This window comes from uncultured Campylobacter sp. (assembly GCF_938045535.1).
Taxonomy (GTDB): domain Bacteria; phylum Campylobacterota; class Campylobacteria; order Campylobacterales; family Campylobacteraceae; genus Campylobacter_B.
In genome coordinates, this window is sequence record NZ_CALIMQ010000189.1 from 1 (window position 1) to 9,265 (window position 9,265).

The 9,265-nt window shown below is 49.7% G+C and carries 10 protein-coding genes; 1 reads left to right on the plus strand and 9 read right to left on the minus strand.

Annotated features, from left to right (window positions below; genetic code table 11):
• The 9 genes from Q0095_RS05890 to gap all read right to left on the minus strand — a co-directional run.
• On the minus strand, nt 1–634 hold a 634-nt coding region (locus Q0095_RS05890), incomplete at its 3' end, for an oligosaccharide flippase family protein (RefSeq protein WP_297882248.1).
• Nucleotides 635–715: 81 nt separating this feature from the next.
• Nucleotides 716–1,705 (minus strand): UDP-glucose 4-epimerase GalE, encoded by a 990-nt coding sequence (gene galE / locus Q0095_RS05895; protein WP_297882250.1) that lies wholly within the window; start codon nt 1,703–1,705, stop codon nt 716–718.
• 52 nt (nt 1,706–1,757) lie between these two features.
• On the minus strand, nt 1,758–2,612 hold the full coding sequence (locus Q0095_RS05900; RefSeq protein WP_297882252.1) for a DNA ligase: 855 nt from the start codon (nt 2,610–2,612) through the stop codon (nt 1,758–1,760).
• Nucleotides 2,602–4,077: a ribonuclease H-like domain-containing protein gene (locus Q0095_RS05905; protein WP_297882253.1), complete on the minus strand. Its 1,476-nt coding sequence runs from the start codon at nt 4,075–4,077 to the stop codon at nt 2,602–2,604. The genes Q0095_RS05900 and Q0095_RS05905 overlap by 11 nt, the downstream gene beginning before the upstream one ends.
• Nucleotides 4,078–4,223: 146 nt before the next feature.
• The gene (locus Q0095_RS05910; protein WP_297882255.1) at nt 4,224–4,568 is read right to left on the minus strand and encodes a hypothetical protein; all 345 of its coding nucleotides are present in this window, start codon (nt 4,566–4,568) and stop codon (nt 4,224–4,226) included.
• Nucleotides 4,569–4,592: 24 nt separating this feature from the next.
• Nucleotides 4,593–5,420 carry an enoyl-ACP reductase FabI gene (gene fabI, locus Q0095_RS05915; RefSeq protein ID WP_297882257.1) on the minus strand — a complete coding sequence of 276 codons (828 nt, stop codon included), beginning with the start codon at nt 5,418–5,420 and terminating at the stop codon, nt 4,593–4,595.
• Between the two features lie 374 nt (nt 5,421–5,794).
• Nucleotides 5,795–6,490: a triose-phosphate isomerase gene (locus tag Q0095_RS05920; protein WP_297882259.1), complete on the minus strand. Its 696-nt coding sequence runs from the start codon at nt 6,488–6,490 to the stop codon at nt 5,795–5,797.
• Nucleotides 6,487–7,698, minus strand: a complete 1,212-nt coding sequence (locus Q0095_RS05925) for a phosphoglycerate kinase (RefSeq protein ID WP_297882261.1) — start codon at nt 7,696–7,698, stop codon at nt 6,487–6,489. The genes Q0095_RS05920 and Q0095_RS05925 overlap by 4 nt, the downstream gene beginning before the upstream one ends.
• Before the next feature lies 1 nt (nt 7,699).
• The gene (gene gap / locus Q0095_RS05930; RefSeq protein ID WP_297882263.1) at nt 7,700–8,704 is read right to left on the minus strand and encodes a type I glyceraldehyde-3-phosphate dehydrogenase; all 1,005 of its coding nucleotides are present in this window, start codon (nt 8,702–8,704) and stop codon (nt 7,700–7,702) included.
• 137 nt (nt 8,705–8,841) lie between these two features.
• Here gap and Q0095_RS05935 point away from each other — a divergent pair, with 137 nt between their 5' ends.
• Complete coding sequence (locus Q0095_RS05935) at nt 8,842–9,219, plus strand: hypothetical protein (RefSeq protein WP_297882266.1); 378 nt, start codon at nt 8,842–8,844, stop codon at nt 9,217–9,219.
• Nucleotides 9,220–9,265: the final 46 nt, after the last annotated feature.

A 9,265-nucleotide genomic window follows, 5' to 3' on the forward strand; every position in this document is an offset into this window, starting at 1 on the left:
AATAGATGAAATCTGCCGCGACGCAGATTAAATTTACCGCCGTAGCGATGATTACGATCGCGATAGCCTTATATCCCAAAAGTAGCGCAGGCACCGCAGCTAGCGGCAGAGCGATCGTACGAAAGATCCCAATTAGCTTGATAAATACGAAATTCTCATGCGCCGTAAGGATCGACGAATAGATGCTAAAAGGAAAGCTAATCGCTAAATTTGCAGTTAGTAGCATTAGCATAATGCGAATTTCGCCCATCTCACTAGCGCTTAGCTTAGCGCCAAAAATCGCGTGCAGATTGGCTAGCAGCGCAGCTCCTGCAAGCACGACCACCGCGCTCATCACTAAATACACGCTAAAAATCGTGCCGTGCAGCTTATGCATGCGCTCCACTTTGCCGCTTGAGGCATATTTAGCGGTATAGACCGTCACGGCGTTGCCGAAACCCAAATCCAAAATCGCTAAATAACCAATAACGCTGCTAGCTAAAGAATACAGCCCAAACTCGCTCTGCCCCAGCGCCCGCAGGAAAAACGGCGTATAAACCAAAGTAAGTATCGTAGAAACAAAGATATTCACATACGATAGCACGACGCCGAGCTTGCGCTGCGCGGTTTCGGGGGCGTTTAGAATTTTAAGCAAACAAGGCTTCCTTTTGCTCGCCGCTATTAAACGCGGCGGAGTAAAATTTTAAAATTTCAAATCGCACTTTCACGCTAGAACCTAGAGCTTCTTTTCCCAATTAAGCGCGCTTAGGATGATCTCATCCAGGCTCTCGTGCTCGGGATGCCACGAAGTTTTGGTGCGAATTTTATCCGCATTTGAGATGAGGCAGGCAGGATCGCCGGCTCTGCGCGGAGCGATCTGCACTTTAAAATCCACGCCGCTTACTTTTTTAGCTTCATTGACGACTTCTTTTACGCTAAAGCCCGTGCCATATCCTACGTTGAAGACCGCGCTATCATTGCTTTGCAGATAATCAAGCACCGCCAGATGCGCGCTTGCGAGGTCCTCTACGTGGATGTAGTCGCGTATGCAGGTGCCGTCTTTGGTGTCGTAATCATCGCCGAAAATGCTCATCTTATCGCGCTTGCCGACGATAGTTTGAGTAGCTACCTTGATAAGATGAGTCGCGTTCGGGTAGTTTTGCCCGATCGTGCCATCGCTTGCGGCACCTGCGACGTTGAAATAGCGCAAAATTCCATATTTAAAATTCGGATTTGCCGCTGCCGCGTCTTTTAGCACCCACTCGACCATCAGCTTGCTTCTGCCGTACGGATTGATCGGATTTTGCGGAGTTTCCTCGCTTACTTGCGGGATGTCCGGCTCGCCGTAGGTCGCCGCAGTGGAGCTAAAGATAAAGTCTTTCACGCCGTATTTGTTCGCAAGCGCGATCAAATTCATCGCGTTGGCGGTGTTGTTTAGATAGTATTTTAGCGGATTTTGCGTGCTTTCAAAAACCTCGATAAACGCCGCAAAATGAATGATCGCATCAAACTTCTCGCGCTTAAAAAGCTTCTCGATTGCAGGGATGTTTTCCAGGCTTTCCTGCACGAACTCAAACTCGCCTATCTTGCGAAGCGCCTCGATCGCTCGCATAGAGCCTTTGCAAAGATTATCCAGTATGACGACGTCGTGGCGGTTCGCTTCTAAAAGTGCCTTTGCGACGTGGCTGCCGATGTATCCCGCGCCGCCTGTGATTAAAATTTTCATCTCTTCTCCTTCGGATCAAATTTATCAAAATATGCGATTATAGCCCCTTAGATTAAATCGCTGGTCGCACGCGCAAAAATACGGGGAAGCGCGGCTTTTTCTCACGGGTTAAATTTTGGTATTGATAGGTGATGATCGTGCCCACTTTAGGCGGATTTGCCCGCATTTCGTCGCTAAAGCCCGTGCCTACTTTAAATTTCGCCCCGCTACGTAGATCCACGCAGCTAAGCGAGCCCATCTTGCCCTCGTTTTTGCCGTAGCCCAGGTTGATTTTTACGACCTTGCAATCGCTATCGTGCGTCTTTTTGTATTTTAAAATTTTATCGCTGCGCCCGCTCTCATAAAGCGCGTTTGGATCGCGCAGCACGACGCCTTCGCCGCCTGCGGCGATGACGCGATCAAAATACGCCTGCACGTCGGCGTGCGTGCTTACCGGAGTTTGCTGCACGATGAGTAAATTTTGCGCGCCGCTTGAGGCGATAAAATTTCTTAAAATTTCCATCTTCGCGCTAAGGTTTTTCTGCTCCTTCGGCAGGTCAAACGCGTAAAATTTCACCCTACTCCACCGCTCATCGGGCACGCTAGAAGAGACGATCGAGACGAGCTGCTCAAACTCTCCGCGCGCGGTGTATAGCTCGCCGTCCACGAAAAACGGCGGAAAGCCTGCGCTCCAGCCCTCGGGAGCGTTTATGATCTTGCCGCGCCTGGAGCGCAGATTTTTGCCGTCCCAGATCGCGCGCACGCCGTCTAGCTTCTCGCTGATGACCCAGCCCGTGATATTCATGCCGGGGACGTACTCTTTAAGCAGCATCGGTTTAAATTTAGCCTCGTCCGCGACCGCGCCGCAGAGCAAAAACAGCGCACCCAAAACCGCGCCTTTTAAAATTTTAAAAATTTCACTTCGCATATGCAGCCAGCTCCCTTTCTATGAAATCGCAAAAAACGGGCGTATAGCTCATGCCCGCGCACTCTTTTTGCAAAAATTCGCCCATCACCGCGATGTAATTTAGATAGTCGTCCTTGGTGATCTTGCCGCGCAAAAGCTCGTATTTCAAAAACAGCCAGTAGGTGTTGAGTACGTCGGATCTGCAGTACTCGTCGATCTTGGCCTGCTCGCCTGCGTAATACAGCTGCAAGACCTGATCGCCGTGCACGTCGTATTTGCCCGGCAAGCCCACGCTAGCGCAGATATGATCGAGCTTGAGCCCGCGAACGGCGCCAAAATCGCTGATGTGATCGAGCAGATCCAGATGAAACCGCCCGTCGTAGCGGCTGCGGTAGTTCTCCCATTTGCTCTTGTTGTTATCGCGATCGTTCGTCTCAAAATACGCCGCGGCGCTTAGATCATAGCGCATCGCGCGCGCCATAATCATCGGCAGATCGAACCCGCGCCCGTTGAAGCTCACGAGCCGCGGATTAAAATCCTCGATGAAGGCTAGGAATTTTGCGATTTTATCGCGCTCGTTCTCGCCATCAAGCGTCGAGACGCGCAAAAACCTGCCGAATCCGTCCGCCATCACGGCGCTAATACTAACGACGCGGTGGAAGCAGACGGGCAGGAATTCGCTGCCGGTTATTTCTTTGAAAATCTCCATCGCCCTAAGCGAGAGCAATTTGTGGTTTAAAATTTTGCTTTTATCCGCGTTAAAGATCGGCTGCTCGCCGTAAATTTTAAAATTTAGCGCGTTTAACGCGAGATCTTGCGCGGAATTTGAAGCGAGATTTTTGCTATTTTGGCTTTCGGATGCGGAGCTTTGTAGCGTAGAGCTTTCCGCTGCGAAATTCTGAGGCGCAGGGCTTTGGAGCGCGGAATTTTCTACCGCGGAGCTCTGTGCCGCGGAGCCTTGAGGCGCGGTATCATCGTAGGTTAAATTTAGCGATGCGGAATTTTTAGGCGCCGTATTTTGCGACATGGAATTTTCGCTCGTAAAATTTCCCTGCGCGAGATTTTCAGCAGAATTTTCACTTGCAAAGCTTTGAGGCGCAGTATCTTGTTGCGTAAAATTTTGAGGTGCGGAATTTTGCTCGGAATTTTCTATTTTAAAATTCTGCTCCGCCGAATTTACAGCAAAATTTAAAGACGCGTTTTGCTTCTCGCTACCAATTTTTTGCGAGACCCGCGCGTCAAGAAGCTTTGCGAAGCTTTTTTTATCGAAAGGCTCGAAGCAGCTCGCGATCGCATCCTCATCCAGCACCCGCACCAGCGCCGCTACGTCGGGGATCGTCTCGCAGTCGAATACGCAGATATAATCCTTTTTCATCAAGCTCCTTCCTGGCGGTTTTTGCCGCTTTTTTTTAAAAACAGCTATGAAATAATCCTCTATCTCCATGCCGTTTTTAGGTATGCTCGCTAGATCGAGCTCCTTGCTCATCCAAGGTTTTCATTGCCGCTTTCAACTTTTAAATTTTACGCTGCCGTATTTTCGCGGCAAAAGGGGCGTGCGCGGAGGCGCGGCAAATTTCGCTACCGCTCGCCGCGGCGCAATTACCGTGCACGAAAGCGCGCCGGTCGTTAAATTTATCCTTGGATCAAGCGCCTAATGTCTGGCAAAATCTCGCCGGACGCCTCGCAAATCCTGCTTCGCAGCACGCTAAAATCGCCGCAGTAATCGCCCAGAAGCTGCAAAATATCGTCTCTGATAGCTTGCGAGCGCTCGCTCAGAAGCAGCTCCTGCAAAAGGGCGAAAATTTCGCTCTCATGCGCCAGCGTGCAGCCGTAGTAGGGATCAAGGTAATAATCTAGACACAACAAGAGCGAGGCTTTCTCGGCCTCATCATCACCTCGCAAAACGGCGGCGATGCCCTCTATTCCGCCCTCTGCTATCCGTCTATGACTATCGTCGTAAAAAATTGCGCGCGTCAAATTTAGCCTTTTTTACGTGTCGTTTTACTCGGTCTTGGCTGCATCCCACGCGAAGATCGTGTTGCCCTCGGCGTCGGTGGCTACGTCGCCCATACCCATGATGTTGTAGCCGCAGTCGACGTAGTGCACCTCGCCGGTCACGCCGCTAGCTAGATCGCTAAGTAGGTACATCGCGCTGTTGCCGACGTCATGCGTCGTGACGTTGCGTTTTAGCGGGCTGTTTACTTCGTTGTAGCGCAAAATCATCCTAAAATCGCCTATGCCGCTTGCCGCAAGCGTCTTGATCGGGCCCGCGCTGATCGCATTTACACGGATATTTCTAGCGCCAAGGTCGTGTGCTAGGTAGCGCACCGAGCTTTCAAGAGCCGCTTTTGCGACGCCCATTACGTTGTAGTGAGGCACGAATTTCGGCCCTCCGAGGTAGGTTAGCGTGAGCACTGAGCCGCCCTCTTTTAACACCGGAAGCACCGCGCGCGTGAGGCTTAGCAGCGAATACACGCTCGTACCCATCGCGATGTCAAAGGCTTCTTTGCTAGTGTTTACAAACTCGCCCTCTAGCGCTTCTTTTGGCGCATAGGCTACCGCGTGCACGACGAAATCTATCTCGCCTAGGTCTACTTTGATGCGATCCGCAAGACCGTCTAGATGGGCTTGGTTATTTACGTCGAGCTCATAGACGAATTTACTCCCAAACTCCTCCGCGATCGGCTCTACGCGTTTTTTTAGCGCGTCGTTTAGGTAGGTAAACGCCATCTGCGCACCCTGTGCGTGGCAAGCTTCGGCGATGCCGTAAGCGATAGATTTGGCGTTAGCGACGCCGACGATGAGACCTTTTTTGCCTTTTAAAATCATTATTTCTCCTTTCTATTTTTGCTTGGCTTTTTCTACTTATTCTGCGTTAAAATTTAAAAAATAATGCTCACGAACCATATGTTCGCTCCGCTTATTTTTTAAATTTTGCCTTGACTAAGCGAAAAATCCTGCGCAATTTGACTTAAAAATTTTGCAACCCAAATTTGAAACCAAATTTGATAGCGGCAATATCGCAAAGCTAGACTAGGCGACTTAAAATTTTGCAACTTAAATTTGAAGTCAATCGCCGTCAAAACGCAAATCGACAAGCGGAAATATCGCTAGGCGGATTTAAATGTTTTGAAATAAATTTCGTCCCAAGACCAGGCATGTAGCCTGTCGCAGGGCGAAATTTACGAAATCATTTAAAGACGTCAGCGAGATGACGCGCTAATAAGTTCCAAAAAGCTAGAGGCGTCCCAGCTCGCCGTACCCACTAACACCCCGTCGCAACCTCTTATCGCGCAAATTTTTGCGATATTTTCAGCATTCACGCTGCCACCGTAAAGTAGCGGCGCGGGGCTTTTAGCACGCAAGAAATTTAGCATTCTTTCGATCTGCTCGCACTGCGCGCTTCTGCCCGTGCCGATCGCCCATACGGGCTCGTAGGCTAGTACTAAGCTCGAATATTTCAGATCGATACCCTCAAGCTGTGTCGCTACAAACTCCTCGCTGCGGTTTTGCGCAAATGCCGCCTCATCCTCGCCGACGCAAAAGACGATGCGCCAGCCGCGTGCTGCGGCAAAACTAAATTTTTCTTTTATCAACTCCGCGCTCTCGCCCAAAATGGCGCGCCGCTCGCTGTGTCCGATAAGAACGGTTTTGATGTCGAATTCCGCCAGCATATCGCCGCCGATCTCGCCCGTAAAGCTGCCGTGCGCGGCAGGATAGAAATTTTGCGCACCTTGGGTGAAATTTTTCACCCTCGCGCAAAATGCGCTAGCAGGAGGAAAAACCAAAATTTCATCCTCGCGCGAAATTCCGCCCGCTAAGCCCCCATCTAAAGCTTTAGCGTACTGCTCAAAGCTAGCGCGTGTATGGTTGCATTTAAGATTCGCCGCCAGTATCATCGCAGCTCCGTTTTAGCGGTAAGCACTCGCACGCCCGGCAGCTCCTTGCCTTCGATGAGTTCTAAGCTCGCACCGCCTCCGGTAGAAATAAAAGTCATATCGTCGGCGTTACCAGCGCGTTCGACGACATCTGCAGTATCGCCGCCGCCCACTACGGTCGTGGCGTCGCTATCTGCGATTGCATGCGATATATGTAGGCTACCGCGAGCGAATTTATCGATCTCAAAAACCCCCATCGGTCCGTTCCACCAGATCGTTTGTGCATCGTCTAGGGCTTCTTTAAAAAGCGCTACAGTTGCAGGTCCGATATCTAGTCCCATCCAATCGCTTGGAATTTCTTGGACGGTAACCTTTTTTGTAACGGCGTCTTGCGAGCATTGCGGAGCTGCGACGGCATCGACGGGGATATAAATTTTAACCCCAAGCTCGCGAGCATTGCGGAGAATATTTTTTGCTTCCTCGATTAGATCCTCTTCGAGCAAAGATTTGCCGATGTCATATCCGACGGCTTTTAAAAAGGTAAACGCCATGCCGCCTCCGATGATGAGCTTATCGACTTTAGGAAGTAAATTTTTAAGCGCCTGAAGCTTGCCGCTTACTTTGCTGCCGCCCGTTACGGCTACAAAAGGACGCGCAGGATCTTTAATAAGGTCTTTGGCGAATTTTATCTCTTTTAGTAGCAAAAATCCCGCCGCCTTATGCGCCTCATCGTAGAATTTCGTAATCGCCTCTACCGAAGCATGCGCGCGGTGGCATACGCCAAAAGCATCGTTGATATAAAATTCCGCGTAGCTTGCGAGCCTCTTAGCTAGTGCTTCGTCGTTTTTGCTCTCGCCCTTTTCGAAGCGCAGATTATCCAGCAGAAGCACTTCGCCCTTTTTAAGCGAATTTACCGCAGCTATGGCTTCCTCGCCCGCGACATCAGAGACAAATTTTATCTCGCGTTCCAAAAGCCTAGATAGCCTCTTTACCACAGGCTTTAGGCTAAGTCTTTCTTCGTATCCGTTTTTCGGGCGTCCTAAGTGGCTGGCTAAAATTACCGCGCAGCCCTCGTCTAAGCAATATTTAATCGTAGGGATAGACGAACGGATGCGACGATCGTCCGTAATATTACAAAACTCATCCATCGGCACGTTAAAATCGCACCTGATAAAAACGCGCGCGCCCTCTTTAAATTTCAAATCTTTAATCGAAAGAATTTCGCCCATCTTATTTCCTTCTTTTTGCCGCATATAAGGCTAAATCTATGAGGCGCTCGCTATATCCCCACTCGTTGTCATACCAGCTCATCACTTTTATAAGATTACCGTCAATTACCTGCGTGCAGTCGCTAGCTACGATGCTGGAGTATTCTGAAGTACAAAAATCACTGCTGACACGGCTATCGTCGTCTACGAGCAAAATTCCTTTCATCTCTTTAGCGGCATAGCGGCGGAAAATTTCGTTTAGCTCCTCGGCGCTCGTCTGCTTGCGCGTTAGCACCGTTAGATCAACCATCGAAACGTTAGCCACCGGCACGCGCACCGATTGTCCGTGCATCTTACCGCTTAGCTGCGGAAGTACCTTGCTAATCGCTTTTGCCGCGCCCGTCGTAGTCGGAGCGATATTAAGAGCCGCAGCACGCGAACGGCGGAAGTCCTTGGCTTTTACATCGACTAGACTCTGTCCATGTGTATAGGCGTGAATGGTCGTCATCAGACCCTTTTCGATACCAAGCTCATCGTCTAGAATTTTTGCAATCGGAGCCAGACCGTTAGTGGTGCAGCTAGCGTTTGAGATGACGCGCTGTCCTGCATAAGCGCCCTCATTAACGCCGATTACGAAAGTAGGCGTATCATCCTTGGCAGGTGCGCTCATTACGACTACGCCGATACCGTTATCTATGAACGGCTTGCATTTTTCGCTCGTTAAAAATGCACCCGTACATTCCAGCACAGCTTCTGCACTATCGCCCGCAAAATCAAGCTCCGCAGGCTCTCTGGTGGAATAGACGCGGATTTTTTTGCCGTCTACGGCTATGCATTCGTCGCTTAGAATTTCTACTTTTTTACGAAACTCGCCGTGAACGGTGTCGTATTGAAGCAGGTATCTCGTAAGCTCGCGCTTAGCGGTATCGTTGATCGCCACAAGCTCCACATCGTCCCTGCTTAGCGCAATTCTAGCCGCGCACCTACCGATCCTTCCAAAGCCGTTGATTGCGATTTTTACTGCCATAAGGTTCTCCTTATTTGGGATGTTTTCAGCTGGAATTTTACTAAATTTGGGTTAATTTTTGATTAAATAAAAAGTCGCGAAATCTAGGATTTACTTTTTGGCTATATAATTCGCGAACTTTTTTTAAAGGAGAAAAAATGAGACGAATTGTATTCTCGTCATTAGCGGCAATCGCGATTTTAAGCGGATGCAACCAACCTAAGGCCAATACGGCTCCACAGCAAAAGCAAGAGTCTGTAGCGCATACGATCGTATTTCTGCTAGGAGACACCGGAGATAAGCGCATCAGCCTTAGCTCGAACGATATGTTCGCAACGGGCGTGTTAACCGATGAAAAGGGTAAAAAGCATAATCTTAAACGCGCGGCTTCCGCAAGCGGTATAATGCTTACGAACGACGAAGGTATCGAGCTTCTTTTCAAACGCGGAGAGGGAGTGTATACACCGGGAAAAGGCAAGAAGGATATTCCGGTAACCTATACCGAGCACGAGCACAAAAGCGGCGAAATGATGTAGCCGCGGCGGGGTTAAATTTCAGCGCCCGCACAAGCGAATTAAATTT

Coding starts and splice junctions, on each gene's coding strand:
- Q0095_RS05925 (WP_297882261.1), bottom strand. CDS start 7,698: ATGGGCGAAATTCTTTCGATTAAAGATTTGAAATTTAAAGAGGGCGCG.
- Q0095_RS05905 (WP_297882253.1), bottom strand. CDS start 4,077: ATGAGCAAGGAGCTCGATCTAGCGAGCATACCTAAAAACGGCATGGAG.
- Q0095_RS05900 (WP_297882252.1), bottom strand. CDS start 2,612: ATGCGAAGTGAAATTTTTAAAATTTTAAAAGGCGCGGTTTTGGGTGCG.
- galE (WP_297882250.1), bottom strand. CDS start 1,705: ATGAAAATTTTAATCACAGGCGGCGCGGGATACATCGGCAGCCACGTC.
- fabI (WP_297882257.1), bottom strand. CDS start 5,420: ATGATTTTAAAAGGCAAAAAAGGTCTCATCGTCGGCGTCGCTAACGCC.
- Q0095_RS05935 (WP_297882266.1), top strand. CDS start 8,842: ATGAGACGAATTGTATTCTCGTCATTAGCGGCAATCGCGATTTTAAGC.
- Q0095_RS05920 (WP_297882259.1), bottom strand. CDS start 6,490: ATGATACTGGCGGCGAATCTTAAATGCAACCATACACGCGCTAGCTTT.
- gap (WP_297882263.1), bottom strand. CDS start 8,704: ATGGCAGTAAAAATCGCAATCAACGGCTTTGGAAGGATCGGTAGGTGC.